Source organism: Mesorhizobium sp. M4B.F.Ca.ET.143.01.1.1 (genome assembly GCF_004792275.1).
In the GTDB taxonomy this organism is placed as follows: Bacteria; Pseudomonadota; Alphaproteobacteria; order Rhizobiales; family Rhizobiaceae; genus Mesorhizobium; species Mesorhizobium abyssinicae.
Map to the genome: position 1 here is coordinate 1 of NZ_SRSR01000007.1, position 24,721 is coordinate 24,721.

Annotated in this window: 27 protein-coding genes and 2 pseudogenes; 6 read left to right on the forward strand and 23 right to left on the reverse strand. The window is 61.2% G+C overall.

All coding sequences use genetic code 11. The annotated features are described in order from the left end of the window. A partial coding sequence (locus EN786_RS39300) for a low affinity iron permease family protein (protein ID WP_135908707.1) occupies window positions 1-117 on the reverse strand: 117 nt, incomplete at its 3' end. Window positions 118-553: 436 nt separating this feature from the next. Between EN786_RS39300 and EN786_RS18275 the strand changes: the two genes are divergently transcribed. From EN786_RS18275 to EN786_RS18295, 5 genes and pseudogenes are all read left to right on the forward strand, one after another. Further along, a complete protein-coding gene (locus EN786_RS18275; protein ID WP_127283159.1) occupies window positions 554-748 on the forward strand; it encodes a DUF3606 domain-containing protein in 195 nt (64 codons plus the stop codon). A 689-nt stretch (window positions 749-1,437) separates the two neighbouring features. Next, a pseudogene (locus tag EN786_RS18280) lies at window positions 1,438-1,631 on the forward strand (DUF1508 domain-containing protein); the annotation flags it as partial. 214 nt (window positions 1,632-1,845) lie between these two features. Beyond that, entirely contained in the window at window positions 1,846-2,580 is a 735-nt protein-coding gene (locus EN786_RS18285; RefSeq protein WP_245478333.1) for a thermonuclease family protein, read from the forward strand. Between the two features lie 73 nt (window positions 2,581-2,653). Next, on the forward strand, window positions 2,654-3,205 hold the full coding sequence (locus tag EN786_RS18290) for a hypothetical protein (protein ID WP_210212309.1): 552 nt from the start codon (window positions 2,654-2,656) through the stop codon (window positions 3,203-3,205). A gap of 50 nt (window positions 3,206-3,255) precedes the next feature. Beyond that, window positions 3,256-4,026, forward strand: coding sequence for a hypothetical protein (locus tag EN786_RS18295; RefSeq protein ID WP_127310742.1), 771 nt, complete (start codon window positions 3,256-3,258; stop codon window positions 4,024-4,026). Between the two features lie 153 nt (window positions 4,027-4,179). Here EN786_RS18295 and EN786_RS18300 read toward each other — a convergent pair whose 3' ends face one another. The 7 genes from EN786_RS18300 to EN786_RS18325 form a co-directional block, all read right to left on the reverse strand. After that, window positions 4,180-4,737, reverse strand: coding sequence for a helix-turn-helix transcriptional regulator (locus EN786_RS18300; RefSeq protein ID WP_127310743.1), 558 nt, complete (start codon window positions 4,735-4,737; stop codon window positions 4,180-4,182). A 46-nt stretch (window positions 4,738-4,783) separates the two neighbouring features. After that, window positions 4,784-6,037, reverse strand: coding sequence for a CapA family protein (locus EN786_RS18305; RefSeq protein ID WP_127283163.1), 1,254 nt, complete (start codon window positions 6,035-6,037; stop codon window positions 4,784-4,786). Between the two features lie 79 nt (window positions 6,038-6,116). Then, entirely contained in the window at window positions 6,117-6,530 is a 414-nt protein-coding gene (locus EN786_RS39475; RefSeq protein ID WP_348627093.1) for a transporter substrate-binding domain-containing protein, read from the reverse strand. Beyond that, window positions 6,415-6,963, reverse strand: a complete 549-nt coding sequence (locus tag EN786_RS39480) for a transporter substrate-binding domain-containing protein (RefSeq protein WP_348642243.1) — start codon at window positions 6,961-6,963, stop codon at window positions 6,415-6,417. Before EN786_RS39480 ends, EN786_RS39475 begins: the two co-directional genes overlap by 116 nt. A 53-nt stretch (window positions 6,964-7,016) precedes the next feature. Further along, entirely contained in the window at window positions 7,017-7,766 is a 750-nt protein-coding gene (locus tag EN786_RS18315) for an ABC transporter permease subunit (RefSeq protein WP_135908709.1), read from the reverse strand. Window positions 7,767-7,778: 12 nt separating this feature from the next. After that, window positions 7,779-8,438, reverse strand: a complete 660-nt coding sequence (locus EN786_RS18320; RefSeq protein ID WP_127283166.1) for an ABC transporter permease subunit — start codon at window positions 8,436-8,438, stop codon at window positions 7,779-7,781. A 354-nt stretch (window positions 8,439-8,792) separates the two neighbouring features. Next, window positions 8,793-9,011 (reverse strand): helix-turn-helix transcriptional regulator, encoded by a 219-nt coding sequence (locus tag EN786_RS18325; protein WP_127283167.1) that lies wholly within the window; start codon window positions 9,009-9,011, stop codon window positions 8,793-8,795. 225 nt (window positions 9,012-9,236) lie between these two features. Between EN786_RS18325 and EN786_RS18330 the strand changes: the two genes are divergently transcribed. Next, entirely contained in the window at window positions 9,237-10,202 is a 966-nt protein-coding gene (locus EN786_RS18330; protein WP_127283168.1) for a LysR family transcriptional regulator, read from the forward strand. A gap of 10 nt (window positions 10,203-10,212) precedes the next feature. Here EN786_RS18330 and EN786_RS18335 read toward each other — a convergent pair whose 3' ends face one another. The 15 genes and pseudogenes from EN786_RS18335 to EN786_RS18405 form a co-directional block, all read right to left on the reverse strand. Beyond that, entirely contained in the window at window positions 10,213-10,437 is a 225-nt protein-coding gene (locus EN786_RS18335; protein ID WP_127310744.1) for a DUF2274 domain-containing protein, read from the reverse strand. Between the two features lies 1 nt (window position 10,438). Beyond that, window positions 10,439-11,581, reverse strand: coding sequence for a TrbI/VirB10 family protein (locus EN786_RS18340; protein WP_135908769.1), 1,143 nt, complete (start codon window positions 11,579-11,581; stop codon window positions 10,439-10,441). Then, on the reverse strand, window positions 11,578-12,639 hold the full coding sequence (gene trbG, locus EN786_RS18345) for a P-type conjugative transfer protein TrbG (protein ID WP_127311589.1): 1,062 nt from the start codon (window positions 12,637-12,639) through the stop codon (window positions 11,578-11,580). The genes EN786_RS18340 and trbG overlap by 4 nt, the downstream gene beginning before the upstream one ends. Further along, on the reverse strand, window positions 12,636-13,325 hold the full coding sequence (gene trbF / locus EN786_RS18350; protein ID WP_127283171.1) for a conjugal transfer protein TrbF: 690 nt from the start codon (window positions 13,323-13,325) through the stop codon (window positions 12,636-12,638). Before trbF ends, trbG begins: the two co-directional genes overlap by 4 nt. A gap of 3 nt (window positions 13,326-13,328) precedes the next feature. Further along, a complete protein-coding gene (trbL, locus tag EN786_RS18355; protein ID WP_127311588.1) occupies window positions 13,329-14,705 on the reverse strand; it encodes a P-type conjugative transfer protein TrbL in 1,377 nt (458 codons plus the stop codon). Between the two features lie 2 nt (window positions 14,706-14,707). Continuing rightward, the gene (gene trbK-alt, locus EN786_RS18360; RefSeq protein ID WP_127311587.1) at window positions 14,708-15,034 is read right to left on the reverse strand and encodes a putative entry exclusion protein TrbK-alt; all 327 of its coding nucleotides are present in this window, start codon (window positions 15,032-15,034) and stop codon (window positions 14,708-14,710) included. A gap of 11 nt (window positions 15,035-15,045) precedes the next feature. Beyond that, window positions 15,046-15,804 (reverse strand): P-type conjugative transfer protein TrbJ, encoded by a 759-nt coding sequence (trbJ, locus tag EN786_RS18365; protein ID WP_127311586.1) that lies wholly within the window; start codon window positions 15,802-15,804, stop codon window positions 15,046-15,048. Continuing rightward, entirely contained in the window at window positions 15,801-18,257 is a 2,457-nt protein-coding gene (gene trbE, locus EN786_RS18370; protein WP_127285576.1) for a conjugal transfer protein TrbE, read from the reverse strand. Before trbE ends, trbJ begins: the two co-directional genes overlap by 4 nt. Window positions 18,258-18,267: 10 nt before the next feature. Continuing rightward, on the reverse strand, window positions 18,268-18,549 hold the full coding sequence (locus tag EN786_RS18375) for a VirB3 family type IV secretion system protein (protein WP_127285575.1): 282 nt from the start codon (window positions 18,547-18,549) through the stop codon (window positions 18,268-18,270). Further along, window positions 18,549-18,875: a TrbC/VirB2 family protein gene (locus EN786_RS18380; protein ID WP_127285574.1), complete on the reverse strand. Its 327-nt coding sequence runs from the start codon at window positions 18,873-18,875 to the stop codon at window positions 18,549-18,551. Before EN786_RS18380 ends, EN786_RS18375 begins: the two co-directional genes overlap by 1 nt. Beyond that, complete coding sequence (trbB, locus tag EN786_RS18385) at window positions 18,872-19,855, reverse strand: P-type conjugative transfer ATPase TrbB (protein WP_127309957.1); 984 nt, start codon at window positions 19,853-19,855, stop codon at window positions 18,872-18,874. Before trbB ends, EN786_RS18380 begins: the two co-directional genes overlap by 4 nt. Before the next feature lie 493 nt (window positions 19,856-20,348). Continuing rightward, window positions 20,349-21,272: pseudogene (locus EN786_RS18390) on the reverse strand (nucleotidyl transferase AbiEii/AbiGii toxin family protein). Further along, complete coding sequence (locus EN786_RS18395; RefSeq protein ID WP_127309958.1) at window positions 21,230-22,090, reverse strand: type IV toxin-antitoxin system AbiEi family antitoxin domain-containing protein; 861 nt, start codon at window positions 22,088-22,090, stop codon at window positions 21,230-21,232. The pseudogene EN786_RS18390 and the gene EN786_RS18395 overlap by 43 nt, the downstream one beginning before the upstream one ends. Before the next feature lie 180 nt (window positions 22,091-22,270). Next, on the reverse strand, window positions 22,271-22,708 hold the full coding sequence (locus EN786_RS18400) for a CopG family transcriptional regulator (RefSeq protein ID WP_127309959.1): 438 nt from the start codon (window positions 22,706-22,708) through the stop codon (window positions 22,271-22,273). A gap of 5 nt (window positions 22,709-22,713) precedes the next feature. After that, complete coding sequence (locus tag EN786_RS18405; protein ID WP_127309960.1) at window positions 22,714-24,699, reverse strand: conjugal transfer protein TraG; 1,986 nt, start codon at window positions 24,697-24,699, stop codon at window positions 22,714-22,716. Window positions 24,700-24,721 lie beyond the last annotated feature (22 nt).

The window sequence follows — 24,721 nt, forward strand, 5'->3', positions numbered from 1 at the left end:
AAACACAGGGCCAGTTGCCGCCCAGGTCAAAACCGATCCCAAGCAAAGAGCGAACGCCCACGGCCTACCTGTTGCGTGAGCGACTGCTTCCGCCATTCGATTGAACCTCTTTTCCATGACACAAACCTTGGATGATGATGCGCAACCAACGTTGGTTTAGGGCACCAGTTCCCACCGATCAGGATCGCGATTTCCGGCAACTTTTGCGCGCTTGCCGAGTTTGTAGGAGCGGCCGGTACTTTGCCGTCCAGTCGAAACCATTCTTGGTGAAGAAACGCGTCTCCCGTCAGCGTCCTTGATCACCTGGGTGCGGTAGCCGTAGAATTTGACCTCGTGTGACCAGCCCTCACCCTTGGGCGGTTGCTCACCAGCTCGGGCTCCATCGGACGGATGAAGGACAACCGGGCCTTGCCGGCAAGATTACAATACGAACTCCAACGCAAAACTCGATTTGATTCAATATCGCACGCCCGTGCGTTCCGTTAGCGTTTGCTGAAGGTCGTCGGAACATTCCGGCACGGTTGCTGTTCTCTTTCAATTAGGAGGAACAGCCATGGCAGACGACAGAAGCAAGACCGATTTTCGAGACCGCGACCGGGTATCGGGAGACGAGGAATATGAAGTTGGCTATCTTGCGAGCAAGTTCCAACTCACGATCCCAGAGGCCCGCGAATTGATTGCCAAACACGGCAATGACCGCGAGACGCTTGAGCGGGAGGCGAAGAAGCTGGGTGAGCAACAAAATTGACCAACTTTCCGGCCAATCAGGGTCAAGCGATAGCCCGGTCTGCTTAAATCGAGGTGACACAGGATTCCGCAGGCCGGGCCATGCACCGACATCGAGGAGGTGCCGAGCCGGGACAGTGTCTCTAGGCAGGCCGCATGGCGAAAACTGCATTAGCATCCGCTTTTGCTTCGTCTCGTTGTCATCTTCTCTCACTTGGCCCAGCAGCGGACGCCGCGGCCATCCCCTTCGCCCGTATTTCATCAGCGATCTCGAAATGGAGCTCGGAGCCTCATTTTGGGGGGACTTGCGAGTCATTTGGCGAGAACCGGATAGCCCGGCTGCTCAGCAGCATGACAGAGTGACACGATCGGGTGCCGGGCTATCCAATAAAGCCCGTTGCAGGGGTTGGTTGGCAACGGGCTTTTCGACATGGTTCAACGCGTGATAGGCGGCGCGGTTCCCCTGACAATTTTAGGCTGGGGCGAATGATATTAATGTCCATTTAAGGGGTGCCTCCCCCCGTGACACCGCGCCTGTCTGGACAAGTCGCATTGCGTTCGTTTTCAGCCACGCCCTCTGAGGTGCCCTGCCTGATGACCGGTGCGACATCGATCACCCGCTCGCCGACTCGGAGGTCGGCAGGCAGGAATGGTGCGGGCGCAAGGGCGGCCAAGGCAGATTCCAAATCACGCGAAATATAAGTTCGAAATTATAAGGACAAAGCTGGCGAATATCGCGTTCGCTTCAAGTACAACAGCGAGGTATATTCTCGACCGAGAGCTACTCAAGCAAATCCAGCGCTCAGAACGCCATCGACTCGATCAAGAAAAATGGCCCGAGTGCGCCGGTGGCAATTCCGAAGCTGAGCATATTGGCTTCGGAACGAGCTTCGGATCGGCACTAGCACTTGTTGCGCTAGGGCAAGTGAGGCCCTCAGCTCCTAAGGCAATCTTCGGCAAATAAACTTCACTAGACCTCTGCTACCTTTAGGAGCATTCTCTCCGCTGGGGAGTGGGGGTGTGGATAGGTCTCGTTACGACAATCGTTCTGATCGCTGGCGCAAGCGCACTGGAGCAAAACACTCCCGTGCACTGCGGTGGGCAATTGTGCCGCGACGGTTGATCTTCGTCACCGCTGCCGCAATCGGAGCCTTCGCTGCTGAGACGGTCATTCTGCATAGTGACCGCTTGCCCGACCTGACCCCTTCGAACTGGATCGGGCCGAAGCCCGCCTCCATGACCGGCGTCGCGTCCGTCATTGACGGTGACACAATCGAGATCCGCGGCCAGCGAATTCGGTTCAACGGGATCGACGCACCAGAGAGCAAGCAATATTGCGACGACGCCACGGGGTTCGAATACCAGTGCGGCCGACGATCCGCCGAAGCGCTGGATAGTTTCCTGACCGCCTCGCGGCCGGTGCAGTGCACTTTCGTGACTTGGGATCGCTATCACCGCGTCGTCGGCGACTGCCGGCGCGCCGACGGCGCCAGCGTGGCGGCGTGGATGGTAGAGCATGGCCAGGCGCTCGATTGGCCGCGCTACAGCAACGGCGCCTACGCGCCGCAGCAGGCCAAGGCCAAGGCGGCGAAGGTCGGTTTATGGGTCGGCAAATTCGACGCGCCTTGGGACTGGCGCGCCTCGCATGGCGACGTTGCTGCGCCGTCGAGCCAGCCGCTCGGCATCATCGGTCGCAAGCTGGTCGCGCAAAGCGGCGGCCTTTCGTGCGAACCCCGGCGGTACTGCTCGCAAATCAGCTCCTGCGAAGACGCCCAATGGTACCTGCACAACTGTGCGTGGGGCCGCAAGCTGGATAGGGATGGTGACGGGGTAGCGTGCGAGACGCTTTGCTAAGGAGGGGTTCATGGATGATTAGTTTTACAACCGCGTCGGCGGCGATCGTATTTCTTCGCGGCAGATCGACGAGTTGATCGGGCTGGCGCGCGGCGTCGCCCCGGACGGAACTATCGACAAGGCCGAAGTCGAGTTCCTTCAAAAGTGGCTGGCCGCCAATGTCGAGATTAGCGATCAGCCGATCGTCCGGACCTTGTACCGACGGGTCAATGAAATGCTCGCGGACGGCGTGCTCGATTTCGATGAACACACCGAACTTCTCGATACGTTGAACGGCTTCTCGAACCGAGATTTCGAACTCGGAGAAGTGAAGCCCACCACCCTGCCCCTTTGCAATCCGCCTCCGCATTTGACCTTTGAAGGCCGGACGTACTGCTTCACCGGGACGTTCAATTATGGCCAGCGAAAAATGCTGCGAGCAGGCCATAGCGGATCGTGGCGGCCGCGCTGGCAGCTTGACGCAAAAAACCGACGTGCTCGTGATCGGGGCCTATGCCACCGAGTCTTGGAAGCACTCATCGTTTGGCGACAAGATTTCAAAGCCACCGCCTGGCGCGACGAGGGGTGCCAATCTCGATTGTCGCCGAGAGCCACTGGGTCGGTTTTCTCTGACTTCATCCGTTAGTTAGGCAAGGTCTCATTACCATCAGCACCCTATTCGACCGAGGTGGAACGATGCGACACAATGCGTTCAGCGATTCGATCCAGCTGTTTCGGCGATTTGCGTGCCGTTCGATTACGAGCATGATTACGCTCGCAGTTGGAACGGCAGTTGGGTGCACCTCAATAGACTACCAGAAGCTCAGCACCGGCCAAATATCTGGCAGCCTGTTCGTCATGTGGGTCGGCGAGGGCAACAGTTCCGGCGACGGGAATTTCCTGTTTGTGCCCGACCCTCATGATCCCTTGATCTTCCATCGGGCGGATCCGGCGACTCCTGGAAGCACGATCAGGCCGGGTCTCATGTACACCGATGGCGGCTCGATCCCGAAGATCGCGCAAGTCTTCAAGGGTCTCTCCCCATGGGGCTACGCTCCGGCGTACATGATCCACGACTGGATCTTCATCGCGCATCACTGCATCGTCGACGGCAGCACCGAAAAGAGGTTCGACCAAGTCCGTGGGGTCGACTTCGACGACTCCGCTGCGATCCTCGGCGAGGCAATCAAGGCGTTGATCGCGACGCGCGAGGTCGCGCCGAACGATATTGCCCCCAGCGCCATCACTGCAGCCGTGGGAAGCGCGATCGCCAAGAACCTTTGGGACGAGAAGGGAGCCTGTAAGTCGCTACAGGTCAGCGCGAAAGATATTGCATCCGCAGAGGCGGCGATACCGGGCTCGACATCCAAAGCTCAGAACCTGAGGACCTTCCAAATACCAGAAACCGTCGCGCCGGCGGTCCGAGCAGTGGGGCCCGCGAAGATCATAGCACGTCTGTCCTTCTGACCTGAGCGTCGAGCCAACCCATGGCGGGCCGCCGTACGGCGACCGACCGTATCGGTTAGAGTCCTCAGTTGGCACGGCAGACGAAGTGTCTGTTTTCCAGACGCTTCCGAAGCGACTATTTAGCCGAATGAAGGAGCAAAACGCACGGTCGGCTTAGTCGAACCGTGCCCAAACCTGCGGTCGAACCATCTTGCGTTTAGCCGGCACCAGTTCGCCGTCCGTCTGCCCGATCTCATTGCATTGAGGGACGGTCAATTCTTCCCCGATTGCGGCGATAAGGGCAAACACGCGGGCACGCACTCGCGGAGGAAGTCGAACAAGGCGCTCGATCAGGCGTCGACCTTCTGCGCTGGCAATGAAGCCAATGCGCTCATCGGTTCGTAGACGTGAAGCCTCATGGCCGCTCTTAGCATTCTCCGGGAGGCCTTCGAAAAAACGGCTGACGGGGACGCCTAGCGACCTGCCAATCTCGTAGATCATGGACGCGCTCACCCGGTTCCTTGCGTTCTCGTATTTTTGGAGCTGTTGAAAGGTGATGCCTATCGATCGGGCGAGCTGAGCCTGTGATACGTCCGACTGCACGCGAACCATTGCGATCTGTCTGCCGACATGCACATCGGCCGGGTGAGGGTCACGCCCGGCCTTTGGCTTTTGCGCCGCCAGGGACTCGCTAGAGCGTTTCTGTTTCAACAACAACTTTCGAAACTCCAACAGGTCATTTCCGTCGCAGTCGGAACCTCGTCCTTTGTGGAGGGCGTCAGCCGAATTTGCGCACAAGCGGCGGGACTATCCTGCCTGAGCATCCAGATATTTCGATCCCGGTACCGAAGGCACGCGAGCGGCTTGCGAAACCTTCAAGAATATTTCGCGCCACGTGTCCGGCGGCGGGGACGGGAACCAATTTTCCCGTTTCGGCTCCCGTGCGTTCATTTACCTCGCCGATCACGACCGGCAGAAGGTCTATGCCTTCGAGCGTTCCATTCGCATCATAGCGGCAAGCCGCGACAATGCTCTGCCAGACCTCCGGAGGATCCCATTCGCCCTCGTCCGGATGGACGTGAAACAGGAAATTTCCGAGACCGTAGAAGATGGGCGAGCCGTTGTAGATTTCCACCGCCTGAAGAACCGGGGCGCCGTGGCTGACGAAGAGGCCTGCGCCAGCCTCGATGCATGTGCGGGCAAAGGTTTGCACCCAGCGCGGCACGTCCTGCCAACCCGGTTCCCAATGGTGGTGGTGCAGATACGCGATCACAAAATCGCGTTGCGCAGCCGCCTGCCGGATCGCCGAGAAATGAATATTCGCGCTCTGCTGATCGATCTCGATCAAGCGGCTGAAATCGGCAGCCTGCGTGAACACGGTTCCGTAGAAATTCAGCTCCTTCCCTCTCGTTAGCTCCGGCGGATCTTCCGGTTGCGCGTAGTTGGTGAGTTCAAGGTGCGAGCTTTGCAACTGATCGCCAAGCCTTGCCAGCCTTCGGAAGTGCCCGTCCGGCACCCCAATCTTTCGAACGGTTTTCAGCCGGTTGACGCCAGGCCGAGCCGGACGGGAAGCGGTGCCGTTCTCGGCGTACATGTTGGCCGGGCCTGGGCCTGCGTCTATCGCAAGAAGGGAAACCTGGCGGGCGCCCAGATGGCGATGGCCGAGTTTCGCGGCATGGGTCTCGTCGATGCCAACCCCAGCATGCAGGAAGCCGCGCGCTTCGACCTCCTCCAGTGTGGCGAGAACGCCGGAAGCACCGAGATCGAATGCGTGGTTGTTCGCCAGGGCAAGCGCGTTGAAACCTATATCCTGCAATGCATCCAGCACTTCGGCCCTGGAATAGCCGAAGTACCTGCCTTTGGTCGGCCAACCACCATGCTTGCCGAGGATCGTCGATTCGAAATTGGTGAAGACGACATCACCTTGCTGTAAGAAGCGTACAACCGCCGCGAACTGTTCGTCTTGAACATGGCGGATGTCATGCGTGATCAATGACTGGCCGGTTACGACCGCGCAAAATGGGTCTTTCATGGAACTCGCCTCACAGTCGTGAAGGGTCGGGCGCCGACGTTCGGTCAGCACCACATTGGAGTCGCCGCCGATCGCCGGGCTATTTTGGCAGGGCCGGAGAAATGTCCGTCTTGAACCACTTCAGACTCAACGCCTTGATGGTGCCATCCTTAGTGGCAGCTTCGAGCGCCGCATTGAACTTGGTGAGCAGTTCGGTGTCGTCTTTGCGCATGCCAGCGCCAACACCCGGACCCCAGAGACCACCATTCAGCTCCGGTCCGAAAAACACCGCAACCGACCCACCGGGCGCCTCCAGGAAATCGCGCCATGTGAAATAGTCGGCGAGGCCGCCATCGACGCGCCCCGCGGTAAGGTCGAGCTTCAAATTGTCGAGACTGTCATAGCTGCGAATGGTCACGACATCGCCGAGGAGTTGCTTCACAACAGCCTCGGAGTTCGATGAACGAAGGACACCAATCGTTTTGCCGCTGAGGGTCGATCTGAGCTGGTCGATGGTTGCCTTCTCTTTGTCTCCAGCCTTGGAGATTGACTTTCGCTTTGGTGTCGCCGGTATCGAGCCCGAGCTCTTTGCGCACGACGAACTGGTTGTAGCCGCTGGCGTAGGGGCTGGAGAATGCGATCTGCTGCTTGCGCTTCTCCGTGATCGCCATTCCCGACATGATGACGTCGTATTTCCCGACCAGCAACGCGGGAATGATCCCGTCCCAATCCTGCGCCACGAAGGTGCATTTGATTTTGATGCGATTGCACAACTCGAGACCGACATCGACATCGTAGCCGTAAAGCTTGCCATCCGCGCCTGTCCCGTCCCAGGGCGGCGACGCCCCTTCGGTGGCGATCGATATCGTTCGCTCGCTTTCGGCACGTGTGGGCAAGGCGGCGAGCAAGGAAGCAACAGAAATGGTAATAGCCAGGGACATGCGCATAGAGTACCACTTTCTTCTGGTTTGGGTGGGAAAGCAGCCGTAGGGCTGCGGCGTCACGGCACGAGTGTCGTGATCTCGTGATCAGGCAAGCCCGGACAGGGCCGCGCTTTGCGTCTGTGCTTTGGAGTGCCCTCGGTCGAAAGCCGCCGTTCCAGGAACTGGGTGGCTTTCACCGCGAGAGTCGTGAGCACGAGATAGATTGCTCCTGCGACGATGAATATCTCGTAGGGCGCGAAGGTGGCCGACACCATCTGTCTCGCCATGCCGGTTATCTCAAGCAGCGTTACCGTGCTTGCCAGCGACGAGCCCTTGATCATCCCCACGACCTCGTTTCCGTAAGCGGGAAGCGAAATCCGGAAAGCGATCGGAAAGGTGACAAGGCGGGCGATCTGCAGGCGTTTCAGCCCAAGCGCCTTGGCGGCCTCAACGATACCGGTCGGCACGGACAGGAGACCGCGGCACAGGATTTCGGTCGTGTGCGCCGCGCTGTTTAGCGAAAATGTGAACAGGGCGCACCAGAGAGGGTCTTTAAGGATCACCCAGAAGACGCTGGCGCGCACAGCCTCGATCTGGCTCAAACCATAATAGAGCAGGAAGAGCTGAACCAGCATCGGCGTACCGCGGATTACATAGGTGTAGGCCAGCACCGCGAATGAGAGGCTCGGTCGTCCAAACGCGCGGGCGAACGCCAGTGGCACCGACAGAAGAAATCCAGCAGTCAGCGACAGGCCTGTCAGGGTCAAGGTGAGACCGATGCCTGAGGGCAATACCAGCAAGGCGTCGAACATCAGGCCGAGGTTCATGTCGACACCTTCCTATCGACTGAACGCGGGATAGCGCCGCTCCGCCAACCGGATCGACAGCAAGGTGATCGTCGTCAGGGAGAGATAGAACGAGGATGCTGCAAGGTAGAAGGTCAACGGCGCGCGCAAGGATCCGGCGCCGACATAGGCAACGCGCATGATGTCGGTCAGGCCCACGACAGAGACCAGCGCCGTGTCCTTAAAGAGCGATATCCAAAGATTGCCATAGGCGGGCAGCGCCAGCCTTAGCATTTGTGGACCCACGATGAACAACCACCGCTGCCAGGAATTCAGGCCAAGCGACTTCGCTGCTTCGGTCTGCCCCGCTGGCACCGCCGCAATCGCACCGCGGAAGACTTCGGTCGCATAGCCACTGAAGACAACAGTCAGCGCGATGACCCCAGCGGTGAAAGCGTTCACCTCGACATACCTGCCAGCGACCTTGCTGGCGAAGGTGGTTCCACCGAAATAGATGAGAAGGATTATGAGGAGCTCTGGAACACCGCGAACCACGGTCGTGTAAGCCGTCACGACACTTCTGAAACGGGCTGCAGACGTGCCTTTCGAGATAGCCAACAGCAGGCCGAATACGGTGCCTAGGAACCCACTAACAAGAGCAAGGCCGACGGTAACCATGAAAGCCGCAGCAAATTGAGCAGAAAATCCGCCCATGAGACTCTTCCATCAATTCGCAATTTCGCAATGTATGCCACGTCTTGCCGCGACACACCTCTGGCCGATAGCCTAAGATTTGCAAAATCTACTAAGGGATATTCTGCAACGGTTTTGCAGGATTGACCCTAAATTACCGAGCTAACCTATTCATTCAATCTATAATTTTCAGAATTATGCCTATAACAAATGATTATACGGGCAGCTCCTCTCTCGACGCTCTGAAAAGTTAGGAGCGATGGAATTGGCATAGGAGCGCGTGCTGGATCGACCTCAGCGCCCTCGCCTCAAGGAATTCCGCTAACCGCCCCTGCCGCGGCGGAAAGATACCTATTGTAGTCGAGCCAGCTTTGGTTAGGGCTCGTTGTCAGGCTCGACCAATTCAACGTGGCCGACACCCAGGGCTTGGGCCAGTTCATAAAGCGTGATTACGGTCGGATTCCTTCGGCCACGTTCCAGGCCGCTGAGATATTGCTGACTGAAGCCGGAACGCGCTTCCACCTCTTCCTGGGTCAGGCCTTTCTCTCGACGCAGGCGGGCGAAGTTCCGGCCGACCAATTTGCGCATATCCATGCGCACGAAGATCGCGATTTACATACTTTGAGTTTATCAACTATAATATGTAAATCATTGATCTGAGAGAGATCTCAGCGTGTAGGCGGCATGAACCGGAGAACGAAGTCGGCCCAGAGATCGCGTCGGTTTCATTTTCAGGGTTGTGTGCGTGGTCTCCACACCCTCATCGGCCAACTCAATCGCCTCGCGACCGGTGAAGGGCTCTCGAGAAAAGGGCGCAAAATGGAGTTGCTGCAAAGCGGCTTGAAGCTCCGACAACTGCAGGTCTTTCGTCAGGTGTTGCGGACCGGATCGACGAGACAGGCAGCTGCTGCGCTCGGGATAAGCCAACCTGCGGTCAGCCAGCACGTGAAGCAGCTCGAGGCCGCCCTCGGCATCGCTCTCTTTGAAAGATCGACCAACCGCATCATTCCGTCGAGGAAAGCCTGGGAGCTCCTGCGCAACGTGGAATTGGCCCTGACTTCCATGGACCGCCTGGAAGCGTCGATCTTCGCGATCAAGAACGACGAGAAGCAGCGGATCGCAATTGCCGCACCCGCCGTTTTCGGTTTCGTGACGTTGCCGAAGGTCGTAGCGACTATCCGATCGAAGACGGCTTCAAGTGTCCGGTCAATTTCGGGAAACTACGAGCAGGTGGGTGAGCATATCCTGTCGGGGCGGGCAGATCTTGGAATCTCGAGGTTGCCCTTGGATCCCCGGCTGTTTGAATGGGCGCCAATCGGGTCGGCACGCAACGTGTGCATCTTCCACTCCAAGCACCGTTTCTCGAAAAAATCATGTGTCGAGGCACACGACCTGGAGGGGGAACAGATCGTCGACATCGACCCCCAGTTTGCGTCGCATCAAATGAATTTCAACGCGTTGCGCTTCGCTGGGGTCGAGCCAGACATACTGGTGGAATACGATTGCAATGGCTACGAAGTCGGCTTCGTCTCGGCCGGTCTCGGCGTTTCCATCACCAACGAAATCATCGCCCGCGAATATGCAGCGTTCGAGCTGGAGGCAAAGCCGGTGGAGCCCTCGGCCCTCTATCACTACGTTGCGGTCTGGCAAAAAGGCAGGGTCTTCTCCAACGTGTTGGAAGTCTCTCTCGAGGCAATCCTGTCCGCCTTTCAACCGGCGGCGGAAAGCGGACCTACCGTTCTCCCGATACACGCCACTGCCCGCGCTGCTGACCGTTCCTCCTAACGGCTCCGGACTAACCCTTCCGCTCATGCTTTGCCTTCGCGAAACCGCGATCCGTCGCGATGAAACGCTTGAGCATGGGCACGATCAAGCGCAGGGGATCGGTGGAGGATTGCCCCGTTTCGCGTCCGAGAATTTCGGCATATCGGATCAGGTCGCGATGCAGCGGCGCCGGAAGCTCGATTGTGACTTTGACAGGTTTGTCCTCGGCGATGGGGCCGAGTTTCAGCTTGGCCATTTCAGCCTCCGTATGGTTGGAGCACAAGATCGCGGGTGACGATAACGCGCACGGGAAAACCCGGGCGAATGTCGAGCGTCGGCGCTATCTGGAGCTGGCGCTGGACGATCTGCTGGCCAACCTGGCTGACGCTGTCGGAAGCGCCGCTGCGCAAGGCGCGCACGATATCGCTCTCCTGGCCAGACGAGCCGGCCTCCGCCCCGACGCTGAGGATGGTGGAAAGTGCTGCCGCCTTGAACAACTCGCGCCAGTGATAGTCGACGCCATACTCGAGGCCTGCATAGCCCTGACCGTCCGCGCCAGGCTGACGCTCCAAAACAATCGAACGGCCGTCCGGGAAAATCAGCCTGTTCCAGACAAGCAGCACACGTTTTTGCCCGAACCCCACGCCGCTGTCGTATTGGCCGATCACTCTGGTGCCTTGGGGGATCAGAAGCGAGCGCCCTGTCGGGCTGTCGTAAACGTTCTGCGTCACCTGGGCGGTGATTTGACCGGGCAGGTCCGAACGGATACCGGTTACGAGGGCAGCCGGGATCACGGCTCCTGCCTGAAGCACATAAGGTGAAGCCGGTGGCACGACGCGTTCGGGCGCGACGGTGTTGCGGTCGGCGGCTCCACTCAGGAAGGCAAGTTGGCGGTCCTGCTGCGTTTGTCCGGCAGGAGCCAGACCGGCGAGATCCTGCGTGGCGATATTTGTCTGATGTTCCGTCGTTGCGTCGGCGGCAGCCCCGGTCTGGAAGAAGACCTGCGATGTTCGTGCCGCCTCTTCTTCCGCCCGCCGTCGTTGTTCGGCCTCGTCAACAGTGGGCGTCGCGATAGCCGGCGTGACAACGGGCTGCCCCTTGTTCTGGGCGTCGAGGATCGGACGGCCGAGATCTCCGAGCAACGGCGGCCCAAGTATCGGGCCGGTATAGTCGCGTGGCAGGTTGGCCAGCCCATTAGCCGGTTGCCGGTTGGAAGTCGAGAAGAGTTCCTCGCCATGGGGGTCTGTCTCGCGCGTCTGCAGGGCGTATATCAGTGCGCCGCCAATGCCGAGCGATGTGATGAAGGCGACGCCGGCGAGCACCTTGCGCGACAGCCGGGTCACTCGCGGCGGCTCGGCGCGAAGCCGCATGGGAGCGGCCGCCGTTTCGTTCTCGTTCATGGCTGCTCCCCTCCCCTTTGCCTCGGTGGATTGGTGACTTTCGACGCTGAATTCGAGGTCGGCATCCAAGGGAATCGATCCTTCTTGATCCCGTCGGTTCGGACGATCCTCACGGTCTGTTGTCGTTTGCCGCTGCCGAGACGCAGTTCGGCCGCGCCGAAGAGACGGTCGACAATCAGAATGTTTTGGAAGACCCGACTGTTGACGATCTGGGCTTCGCCGTCCGGGCCGATGACGAAGATCGGCGGCATCTCGCCCTGTACGATTCCGCGCGGGAACTCGACGTAGACGCGCCTGCCGTCGTCATAGACGGTGACGGGCTTCCACGGCGGCGTGTCACCTGTCAGACCATAGCGGTAGTTGCGCTGGACGGTGTCCGGGATCATCGGCGTGGCGGGAACAACCTGCCGCCGATCGGTTGGCTGCGCCGGGTAGGCCCATGCCACGGCCGGCATGTAAGGCTTTTCGCCTGCCCGCAGCTCGATCATGTAGCTTCGCCGGTCGGTGGTGACGACGAGATTGGTGGTGATGTCGGCGCGCGAGGGCTTCACCAGCACATGGACGCGCCGGGTTAGGCCCGACCCGCTTTCGGTATCGCCGATGATCCAGCGCGCGGTGTCTCCCGCCGCAATCGGGCCGCTGCCAGTCAGGTTCTCGCCGGGCTCAAGAGCGATGTCTGTTATCTGCCCGGGTGCGGCATAGACCTGGTAGAGAGCCCCTTCGCTCCAGGGATATATCTGGATGGCGTTGTAGTATCCCTCGCGTCGCGGCTGGACGCGCGCGGCCGCGTTGGCGTTCTCGACGCGCGCGGTCGGTGTATCGCCAGCCGCCCCTCCCATCGTTGGTGTCCAGCCCGGCGGAATGTGTGGCGGCTTGGGTTTCTGTTCGGCGGGTCCTGGCGGGGCGGGTGGCAGCGGCGGCACGTAGGAATCATAGCCAATCTGCGGCGGTCTCTGGAGCTTGGCACAGCTGGTGAGTACCAACCCCGAAAGGAGGGCCGAGGCGAGTACAGATCCACGAAAAGCTGGAAAGGCGACGGCAGGCAGTGCGAGGCTCATTGGCTCATCTCCCGCGACCAGTTGATGGCGTTGACGTAGATGCCGAGCGGGTTCACGCGAAGCCGTTCGGTGTCATGCGGCGGCTGGACCACGATTGTGAGGATCGCGGTCCAGTGCTCCGTGGTGGACAACTGACCGCTTTCGTAACGACGCTCGGTCCAGGCGACGCGGAAGGAATCCGCGGAGGCACGGATGACCGAAGAGACCTCGACCGCCACCTGCTGCTTGCCGACTTTGGAAAAGGGGTCGTTTGCGCGGGCATAATCATTGAGCGCCGCTGCACCTTGGTCGGTCGTCCACTCGTAGGCGCGCAGCCAATCCTGGCGCACGATGATCGGGTCGGCCGGGATCGATCGGACCTGCTCGACGAAGCGGGCGAGGTGCCAGGCGATTTGCGGGTCGGTTGGCTTGTAGTCGGCAGTCGCCGGCGCGACCGTTTGCCCCTGTCCGAGCGCATCGACCTGGACCACCCACGGCACCACCGATCCCCGCGCTGACATCCACACGACCGAGCAGGCGAGGCCAGCCGAGAGGATCAGCGACCCGAAGGCCATGTACCGCCAGTTCCTGGCTTGCACGCGGGCGGAACCGATGCGCTCGTCCCAGATCTGCGACGCCTTCTGATAAGGCGTCTCCGGTTGAGCTGATTTGCCGTAGTGGACGGCGGGTCGTCGAAAGATGTTCATTGGTCATTTGCCTTCGGAGAGAGAAATCGATGTGCCGCTGCCGTGGGCTTCGCCGGCACGCACGGCGTGCGCTGTGACCTGGACGCCATGAGAGAGGCGCTGCGATCGCTGCATGCGTTTGGCCCAGTCCGGCGGACTCCTGGCCACGCTGCTCGTCTGGCCGTCGCGGCCGAATGACGGATCGTTGGCTGCACCGGCCCCGCCTCCGACAGTCCCCTGGGTCGATGACCCACCGGTGGCCTCGACGGCCGAATTGACCCCGGAAGCGAAGCTCGACTTCATCGATTGGCTGGCGCGCGCGGCGGCGCGCTTGAGAGGCGAGGCAGCAGCGGACACGCCAGCGCCTGCAACGCCGCCCATCCCGGAGGCGATGCCCGCGGCGCCAGTCTGGCCGGCGGAACCAAGAGTATAGGCGGCAGACGCACCGCCTGCGAGAGATGAGCCGTGCCGTGCCGCCAATGGCGCTGCAGACAACGCCGCGCTTCCGCCTCGCATCGCGACACCAGCAGTGCCGCCGGCGACGAGCGCCATGCCGCCTGCCGCGAGACCTGTTCCAACGGCCGCTCCCGCCCCAAGCTGCGATCCGCCGGAGACAAGACCGTTAGCAATGCCGGGACCGAAGATACCGAGCCCAAGCAGTGACAGCGCCGCCAGCACGATCGCCATCGCCTGGTCGATTGTCGGGTTCTCGCCGCCGAAGCCCTGGGTGAACTCGCCAAACAGCGTCGAGCCGATGCCGATGACGACGGCAAGCACAAGCACCTTGATGCCCGATGAGATGACGTTGCCAAGCACGCGTTCGGCCATGAAGGCCGTCTTGCCGAAGAGGCCGAAGGGGATGAGAACGAAGCCTGCCAGCGTCGACAGCTTGAACTCGATCAGGGTGACGAAGAGCTGCACGGCCAGGATGAAGAAGGCGAGCAGGACGAGCGCCCAGGCGAAGAGCAGGCAGGCGATCTGGATGAAGTTCTCGAAGAAGGACACGTAGCCCATCAACCCCGAGATCGCCTCAAGCAGAGGTCGTCCCGCATCGAGGCCGGTTTGCGCGACCTTGCCTGGACGAAGCAGGTCCTGGACCGAAAACCCGGTGCCGCTCGCCCTTAGCCCGAGCCCGGAAAAGCTTTCGAAGACGATTTGGGCAAGGCTGTTCCAGTTGGAAATCAGGTAGGCGAAGACGCCAACGAACAGCGTCTTCTTGACCAGCCGCGCGAGAATGTCGTCATCGGCGCCCCAGCTCCAGAAGAGGGCGGCAAGCGTCACGTCAATGACGATCAGCGTGGTGGCGACAAAGGCAACTTCGCCACCAAGCAGGCCGAACCCACTGTCTATGTAGCGAGTGAAGGTGGCGAGGAATTGGTCGATGACGCCGGTGTTGCCCATGCCTATCGCGTCCCCGGCGAGGTCGCATCTTTCGGCGGCGCGCCGACCGGCCCGGAAGCGGAGGTCGCAAATGGCGCTTTAACCCTGAGGAACCGGTCGCGCTGTTCGGCCCACAGGCGCAAACAACCGCTGTCGCGCAATGCAACCTCACCCAATATCTGGCAGCGGCGCAGACCCTCGCGGGGCGGGTTCGGCACCAAAGCGGCAGGCAACTGAGTAGCGGCATCGTGCGGCCTTTCCTCCTTCCGGGTCATCTCGAGCGCGGTCGCCGTAACGGCGACCGCGACAAAGATGACGGCGACGACGCGGGCAAGTGACTTGCTATCCACGGTCGGAACCCTCAGCGATTGAACATCGTGGCATTGCCGGCCTGGTAGCCGGAGCCGGGGGTGAGGAAGCGACGGCGCTGCTCTCGGCCCTGGTCGGCGGCGGCGGCACGTTCGGCTTCGGTCAACGCCTGGGCGCGACCGTTGGCGGCGACAACGGCGGTGAGGTCAGCGAGCTGTTGCGCCTGCAGCGCGAGGAGCTGGTTGCCGGCCTGCGTCGCCTGCAGCGCGCCGGTCGCTGATTGACTGGCGCCGACAAGCCCCGACATCTGCGTGCGATTGGTGTCGATGTTTTCGACCACACCCGCTTGCACGCGCATCGCATCCTGCAGGCCGCCGACCGTATTCTGCCATCGCGAGTGCGCATCCGTGACGAGTTGCTGGTCGGAAGTGGACAGAGAGACGCTGCCATACTGCTGCTGGAAAGCCTCGTCGATCTGCTGGACGTCGAAGGCAACGTTCTGCGCCTGGCTGAGGAGCTGCTGCGTGCGCTGCACCGATTGCTGCAACTGTTGCAGCGAAGAAAAAGGCAGGCTCGCAAGATTGCGTGCCTGGTTGATCAACATCTGGGCCTGGTTCTGCAGAGAGGTGATCTGGTTGGTGATCTGCTGCAGGGATCGCGCCGCCGTCAGCACATTTTGCGAATAGTTGGATGGATCGAAGACGATGAATGCCTGCGCCGGCGCAGTCACCATCAGCGAGGTCGCAACCGGTGCGGTGAGCAAGGCGGCGGCCAGCAACACAGCCTGAGAGCAGTTTCCACGGCTTGTCATGATTGGAGCTCCTTTTCAGCTTGCGGTAGGGAGGTGGAGAGATCGGGAATGAGGTCAGCGGCCCAGCCGACGTTTCGGGCGCGCAGCCAGGATGCAAGGAACCCGTCACGCCCGTGTTCGGCGGCGATGCTGGCGATCAAGGCCTGATCGGTTTTTGAGGATGCGGCGCAGAGCGCCAGCCCAACTTCGGACAGGCTGAGCTCGAAGAGACGGTTGCCACGCCGGGACTGGCAGTAGTAGTCGCGTTTCGGCGTGGCGCGAGCCAGGATTTCTATCTGGCGATCGTTGAGGCCGAAGCGGCGATAGATCGCCGTGATCTGCGGCTCGATCGCGCGTTCATTGGGCAAGAGCAGCCGGGTCGGGCAGCTCTCGATGATCGCCGGGGCGATCTTCGAGTTATCGATGTCGGACAGCGACTGAGTGGCGAAGATGACGCTGGCGTTCTTCTTGCGGAGCGTCTTTAGCCATTCGCGCAACTGGCCGGCGAAACCTTGGTCGTCAAGGGCGAGCCAGCCCTCGTCGATGATCAGCAATGTCGGCCGCCCGTCGAGTCGGTCACCGATGCGATGGAAGAGGTAGGAGAGAACCGCCGGCGCGGCTCCGGTGCCAACAAGACCCTCGATCTCGAAAGCCTGCACGGATGCCGCGCCAAGGTGCTCCGCCTCGGCATCGAGCAACCGGCCATAGGGGCCGCCGATGCAATAGGAGCGAAGGGCCAGCTTCAGATCGTTCGCCTGCAAAAGCACGCTGAGGCCGGTGATGGTGCGTTCCTCGACTGGCGCCGAGGCGAGCGACGTCAGGGCGGCCCAGATATGCTCCTTGGCATCAGGGGTAATAGCGATGCCTTCCCGCGCCAGGATCGCGACAACCCAGTCGGCGGCCCAGGCGCGCTCGTAGGCGTCGTGTATGCGGGCAAGTGGCTGGAGGGAGACCGAGGCTTCGGTGCCTTCGGTGAGTTCGCCCCCGAGATCGTGCCAATCGCCGCCCATGGCAAGTGTCGCGGCACGGATCGAACCGCCGAAATCGAAGGCGAAGACCTGGGCCCGCGCATAGCGGCGAAACTGCAAGGCCATCAGAGCCAGCAGCACCGACTTGCCGGCGCCGGTCGGGCCCACGACAAGCGTGTGCCCGACGTCGCCGACATGCAGGGACAACCGGAACGGGGTCGAGCCCTCGGTCTTGCCATAGAGCAAGGGGGGCGCACCGAAGTGCTCGTCCCGTTCCGGCCCCGCCCACACGGCAGAGAGGGGAACCATGTGGGCGAGATTGAGTGTCGAGATGGGCGGCTGGCGTACATTGGCGTAGGCATGTCCCGGCAATGAGCCGAGCCAGGCGTCCACGGCATTGATGGTTTCGACCATGGCGGTGAAGTCGCGGCCCTGAATGACCTTCTCGACGAGACGAAGTTTCTCCTGCGACACCCGCGGATCGGCGTCCCAGACCGTGACGGTCGCAGTGACGTAGGCCATGCCCGCCACGTCTGCCCCGAGTTCCTGCAAGGCCATGTCGGCGTCGGCGGACTTGTTGGCGGCGTCGGTGTCCACCAGCACGGAGGCCTCGTTGGTCATGACCTCCTTCAGGATCGCCGCAATCGACTTGCGCTTGGCAAACCATTGCCGACGGATCTTCGTCAGCAGCTTGGCGGCATCAGTCTTGTCGAGCAGGATCGCGCGCGTCGACCAGCGATAGGGAAAGGCGAGCCGGTTGAGGTCATCGAGCAGACCCGGCGTGGTCGCGGTCGGGAAGCCGACGATGGTGAGCACGCGAAGATGCTGGTCGCCAAGGCACGGTTCAAGCCCCCCGGTCAGTGGCAGGTCGGCCAGCAGCGCATCGAGATAGATGGGTGTCTCCGGGACGCACACGCGATGGCGCTTGGTCGAGATCGTCGAATGCAGGTAGGTCAGCGTCTCGCTGTCATCGAGCCAGCGGCATTCCGGCATGAAGCCGTCGAGCAGGGAGAACACGCGCTCGGTGCGGTCGACAAAGGCGCGCAGAATTTCGTTGGCATCTATCCCGGACTGATCGCGTCCCTCGTAGAGCCACGTCTCGGCGCGGGCTGCTTCCTCGGCCGGCGGCAAATAAAGGAAGGTGAGGAAGTAGCTCGATACGAAATGAACTTCTTCTTCTTCGAACTCGGCCTTGCGCTCGGCGTCGACCAGGCGAGAGGCGGGATCGGGAAACTGGCTTTCGGGATAGGTCGCGGCGGCGTGCCGCTGCGCCTCGACAAAGAGGCTCCAACCCGAACCGAGGCGACGGACGGCATTGTTGATGCGCGAGGCCACCGCGACCAGTTCGGCCGCGACGGCGGATTCAAGATCCGGCCCGCGGAACGTAGCGGATCGCTGAAAGCTGCCATCCTTGTTCAGCACCACGCCAGGCGCGACGAGCGCAACCCATGGCAGGTAGTCGGCAAGGCGGCTGGCGCGGCGGCGATATTCGGCAAGGTTCATCATAATCGCGCCCTCAAACAGACATGTGAGCGGGGAGGCGCAGATGCCGGCGGCCGACTTCCACGAACAACGGATCGCGCTTTGCAGCCCACACCGCCATGAAATGCCCAAACACCCAGATGACGAGACCGGCCAGCCAGAGGCGCAGGCCAAGGCCAACCGCGCCTGCCAGTGTGCCGTTCAGGATCGCGATGGAGCGGGGTGCGCCGCCAAGCAGTATGTGCTCGGTCAGCGCCCTATGAACGGCGACGGTGAAACCGGGCACTGCGTCGAGCTGTTCGAAAGCGGTTGCCATCAGATCAACGCTCCGCCGCCAAACGAGAAGAACGACAAAAAGAAGCTCGACGCCGCGAAGGCGATCGACAGGCCAAAGACGATCTGGATCAGCCGCCTGAAGCCGCCGGACGTATCGCCAAAGGCAAGCGTCAGGCCGGTGACGATGATGATGATGACGGCAATGATCTTGGAGACCGGCCCTTCGATCGACTGAAGGATTTTTTCGAGTGGTTGCTCCCACGGCATCGAGGAGCCGGCGGCATTGGCGGCCGGGGCCACCATGAGAGAGATGACGAGGGTTGTCGCCGCCGTAGCCAGGTGCTCACGGGAAAGATTGTGGATCATGATTTGTCTCCTGTGTTGTTCGGGGTGGCTTGGGAGGTGCGATAGTCGCCGTCGGGTCCAAGGCCATCGATGCGTGCGAGTTCGGTCAGTCGCCGTGCGGGACCGCGTCCCGACAGGACGGCGACAAGGTCAATGGTTTCGGCGATCAGCGCGCGCGGCACCGTGACGACGGCTTCCTGGATGAGTTGCTCGAGACGGCGCAGCGCCCCGATCCCGGAGCCGGCATGGATGGTGCCGATGCCGCCGGGGTGCCCGGTGCCCCATGCCTTCAGCAGGTCGAGGGCCTCGGCGCCGCGCACCTCACCGATCGGGATGCGGTCGGGTCGCAGGCGCATTGAGGATCGGACGAGGTCGGAGAGGTTGGCGACACCATCTTTTGTGCGCATGGCGACAAGGTTGGGCGCCGCGCACTGGAGTTCGCGCGTGTCCTCGATGATGACGACGCGATCGGCCCCTTTCGCCACTTCGGCGAGCAAGGCGTTGGTGAGCGTCGTCTTGCCCGTGGACGTGCCGCCGGCGACGAGGATGTTTGCGCGGGCAGCGACGGCAGCGCGCAACGTCGCCGCCTGACCGTCTGTCATGATACCAGCCGCCACGTAGTCTTCGAGTGTGAAGATCGCGACAGCTGGCTTGCGGATGGCAAAGGCCGGCGCGGCGACGACCGGCGGCAGCAGTCCTTCGAACCGTTCCCCGGTTTCGGGCAATTCGGCAGAGACCCGTGGAGAGCACGGATGCACTTCCGCGCCGACGTGATGAGCCACCAGGCGCACGATGCGCTCGCCATCGGCGGCAGACAGCACCTTCCCCGTCTCGGCCAGACCTTCGGTGAGGCGGTCCACCCAAATCCGGCCGTCGGGATTCAGCATGACTTCGACGACCACGGGATCGTCCAGCAGCCGTGCTATTTCGGCTCCGAGCGCCGTGCGCAGCATGCGCGAGCTGCGGGCGCGTCCTTCGCTATTGTTTTGCGAAACCGTCATCTCGTCCCCGTCTTTCCGTTGGGGACAACTCGGATGGTCCCCGCTCGGGGATGACTAAGAGAACCGGATATCGGTTCGGTTCAACAAGTATATCGAGGCGTAGTAGCGTGGCGTGTAATTACAGGAGAGCGGCGGTGCGGCTGCCTTTTCTCGTTGATCGGAGAGCGATCGGGGTCGGATCGGTGAACCGGGCTCCCCACAACTCACGTCGCCGCGAGCCGCGCCTGTTATTGCCGATCTTAAGGAGAGGAGACCGACGCGGGGATTGCGCATCCGTCGCTAGATTCATCAGCGATAGCGCATAACCGCCATTTATACGCAATCGCGTATAAAGCCGATCTATGCGCGAGTGCGTATAGTGCGCGTGCAGATAACAGAAGAACGGCTGCAATGATGAGCCTCGGTGTTGAACCGAACCGCGGCCCTCCGACCTCGAGGATGGCCTTGGTTGCCGTCGCTAGGGAATGCGTCGAGCGGCAAATCTTGCTCGACTTCAACTGGAACCGAGGCCGAGCACGCGCTCCAGATTGTCATACGCCGCACGCTGCCTCGCTCGCGGCATGCGTTCCAGATTGTGCAGCTTCCAGCGGACCGCGGGAAGCCTGTCGGCGCCCACGACATCGAGCAGGCTCCAATCCGGTCGACTGGCTTTGAACGATAGAAGAAATTTGCGCTGATTGTCGGTCAAAGCCCTGTTGAGGTCGCTGACCAGTCGTTCGCGAACGGTGAGGAGTTCGTCGAGGCTGACTTCGACCTGGGACATACGGACGAATTCCCCTTCGTAGATGCCGGCTATGTTCTTGCGGGTGGGTTGCAACAGTTCTGCCATCGTCCGGTTGTGGCTGATGAGGTAAACCAGAAAGGTCCTGACCAGATCCTCGGTGAGGCCCTCGCTCTCAACGAGCAGCTTCACGTCAAAAAGATCCCGCGGATGCTGCCGGTCGAGTGCGGCACAGATTTTTCCGGCATACAGGTCCGGAAAAGACAGCAGTTGCATTTCGACATAGCCGAACTGCTCTTCGACCGCCGGCGATACTTCGCGCAATTCCTCTGGAAGCACGGACCCGCGTAGCACCGGGGAGAGCTCGATCTTGATTCGGTCGGCGCCCTACGAAATGAAGAGGCGCAACGCATCGGCCTGATGCTCGAAGGAGCGAATGATTTCGGTTCCGGGCATCGCGGCGCTGATGGCGTCCGCGATGCGGGCAAGCGCCTCCGCCACGTTTTTCAATGCCGTGTCGCGATCATCCATCGGCAGATAGACAAGGTCGATGTCGACGGAGAGGCGCGGCAGGTCGCGGACAAAGAGATTGATGGCGGTGCCGCCTTTCAGCGCAAACGATTTCTCGACTGCCACCAGTGGCAGGATGCGGGTCAGGAGGCGGACTTGTCCGTAGTAAGGGCTGGTGCTGTCCACATCTCCTCCGGGATGGTTATGCGATATTTTGAATCGAGTCTGCCGTCCTTGGCCAGAACCCTGTTGCCGCTACCAAGGCCGAGCGCATCGAGCGCTTTGGGAGCGGGCAGCCTCTTGAACCATGCATAATTATTGCGCTCGGCCATCCAGTAGAACAGGCGGCGAACCTTGACGCTGGTGCACTTGCGCAAAAGCTGCTCCATGCGCCGTGGCGAAAGCGTCGTCATCCCCTGAAGCAGTTGATTGGCGTGCTCGAACGAGACCGTCTCCGGAACATCCATCAGCACCTCCAGATAGGCCCTTTCGGGCGATGATAAGGTGACAGACCAAAAATCCTGCTGCCGGCCCGGAGCTTGCACATCTACAAGCGTGCGCTCGACCGGATCATATTCGCGGTGGACGAGCCCGAATCCCAAAAGCGAGGGAAGGCCGTTGTGGCGTATGAATTTTACGGTCGGTATCGCATGGTTCAGCCAGGCCGGCAAAGCGGCCTTACTGTAAAGATGCACTGTCCTTTGGCGCGACAGCGGCAGGTAATGCGCAAATCCCTGCAGCTCGAGCGCGGTCAGCCCGCCGACACTAAGATCCCTGCCGAACATGCTCTCCAAGGCGGCCACCACGCCTTGCCAGGTCAAATGAGTGCCGGGCCGCACATAGACGCCCGGCGCCAGCGATCTGAGCTGGTTGCTTTTGAGCAGATTATCCACTGCATGACGATCAAATTGCGGGCTTTGCTTCTTTAGCCATTGCTTCGTTACCGGAAGCCCCTCGGGTAGCAGGGTTTGAAGCAGCGCTCGGCGATCAGCATTCGTTGGCATGGGTTTGTAGATTTCCGCATACGCGGCGATGATCGCCGCAATTTTCCATTTTTATAAACTATCATGATCGCCATTGGTTTACAACAATTGGAATTTGCGGCGATTATCGCCGCATTATGGAAAAAATGTAAACACATCTGTCATTAGCTGGACACCCGCCGACAACGCAAAGTGATGCGCCTAAACCCCGCCGGATTCTTTCGGATCGACATCCTCCGAAATCTCCTGCCGCAGCTTCGGCCCCTTCGCCAGCCGCCGGCCCAGGGCAGTGACAAAGGCCTCGTAGCGTTCCGCTGCCTTGGATCGCGCAGCCTGTGCTGCTGGCTCCGGCAAGGCGGGCGTAGTCGCCAACCAAAAGCGGACGAACACGGCCAAGGTCTCGACCGCGATGCCTATATCGCGTTCCTGCCTGGCCAGGCGGCGGTCGACCTGGTCGAGGCGCTTGGTGATCGCGGCCTCGCGACGCTCATCCGCATCGGGCGACAGGAACGAAGCGATCGCGGCTTCGGCTATCATGGACTGGGATTGATCGCGTCGCGCCGCATAGTCCTGAAGCATCGTCATGAGGGGCGGATCGAGATAGACGGAGATCTGCACTTTCTTCTGGCGAGCGGTCATGGCGGCTACAACTCCATGCCGTCATCGGGGTCCAGCGAAACCTGACGCGCCACGCCCTCTACGAGGCGAGCCAGGCGTCGATTGCTGACGGCATCATCGTCGCCATCATCCACCTGCTCGATCTCGAACTCGTTCTCGATCGCGGCCGTCTTCTCGACTGGCGGCGCGCGATTGAGTTCGGGCTGTTGGCGCTGCTCGGATCCCGTCGTATCTTCATCGTCCTGTCGCGGCGAACCTTGGGGAGTGTCAACAACGCCGCCGGCCAGGACCGGCAGGAGGCTCCAATCATCGGGATGCCTCCCTTCCGGACGGAACAGTTCAGGTGGCGGCAGCACGCGCTCCTGGAAGCGGGCATCCTCGTAGTAGCGGGCCTTCTTCGCTCGGATCGGCGGCACACCCGCCACCATCACGATCTCGTCGGTCGGTGGAAGCTGCATGACCTCTCCAGGGGTCAGCAACTGGCGGGCGGTCTCTTGCCTCGACACCATGAGATGCCCGAGCCAAGGCGACAGCCGGTGACCGGCATAGTTCTTCATTGCCCGCATCTCCGTCGCTGTGCCCAGCGCGTCGGAGACACGCTTGGCTGTTCTTTCGTCGTTGGTCGCGAAGCTGACGCGAACATGACAGTTGTCGAGGATGGAGTTATTCGGGCCGTAAGCCTTTTCGATCTGATTCAGTGACTGAGCAATCAGGAAGCTCTTCAGCCCATATCCTGCCATGAAGGCCAGCGCGCTCTCGAAGAAGTCGAGGCGGCCGAGCGCTGGAAACTCATCCAGCATCAGCAGCAACCGGTGGCGGCTGGTCTTTGTGCGCAGGTCCTCGGTCAGGCGACGCCCGATCTGGTTCAGGATGAGGCGTATGAGCGGCTTGGTCCGATTGATGTCGGACGGCGGCACGACCAGGTAGAGCGTCGCCGGTTGCTTGCCGCCGACGATGTCGGCGATGCGCCAGTCGCAGCGCCTTGTTACCTCGGCGACGACGGGATCGCGATAGAGGCCGAGGAAGGACATGGCAGTGGACAGCACGCCGGAGCGCTCGTTGTCGGATTTGTTGAGCAGCTCGCGCGCAGCACTGGCGATGACCGGATGCGGGCCGGGTTCGCCGAGATGCGCGGTTCGCATCATCGCCGCCAGCGTCGACTCGATCGGACGCTTCGGATCGGAGAGGAAGGCGGCAACGCCGGCGAGCGTCTTGTCATTCTCGGCATAAAGGACGTGAAGGATAGCGCCGACCAGCAACGCGTGACTGGTCTTTTCCCAATGGTTGCGCTTTTCCAGGCTACCTTCCGGATCGACCAGAATGTCGGCGATGTTCTGGACATCGCGAACCTCCCATTCGCCGCGGCGGACTTCGAGGAGTGGATTGTAGGCCGACGATCTGGAATTGGTCGGATCGAAGAGCAGCACGCGACCGTGCTGAGCGCGGAAGCCGGCGGTGAGCTGCCAGTTCTCACCCTTGATGTCGTGGACGATCGCGGAACCCGGCCAGGCAAACAGCGAAGGCACCACCAGGCCGACGCCCTTCCCCGATCGGGTCGGAGCAAAGCACAGAACATGCTCGGGTCCGTCGTGGCGCAGGTAGTGGAGATCGTAGCGCCCAAGCACGACGCCGTCGGCGCCAAGCAGGCCAGCCGCCTCCACTTCCCTCCTGCCGGCCCATCGCGCCGAACCATAGGTGTAGACATTTTTGGATTCACGCGCCCGCCACACTGACATGCCGATCGCGACGATGATCGAGAGGAAGCCCCCCGACACGGCGACCAGGCCGCCTTCGGCGAAAACATCCGGAGCGTAGGCGTCGTAAAAGTACCACCACCAGAACAAGGAAGGCGGATAGTAGATGGGCAGGCCGGCCAGATCGAACCAGGGCGGCCCGAGTTGCGCCTGGTAGCCCAGCCTCCACGCGGTCCATTGCGTCGCTGTCCAGATCGTCAACAGGACGATCAGGAAGACCGTGAGTATCTGGCCCCAGAGGATTTTGGTGGCGGACATGGCATGGTTCCTTCTTGTGTCC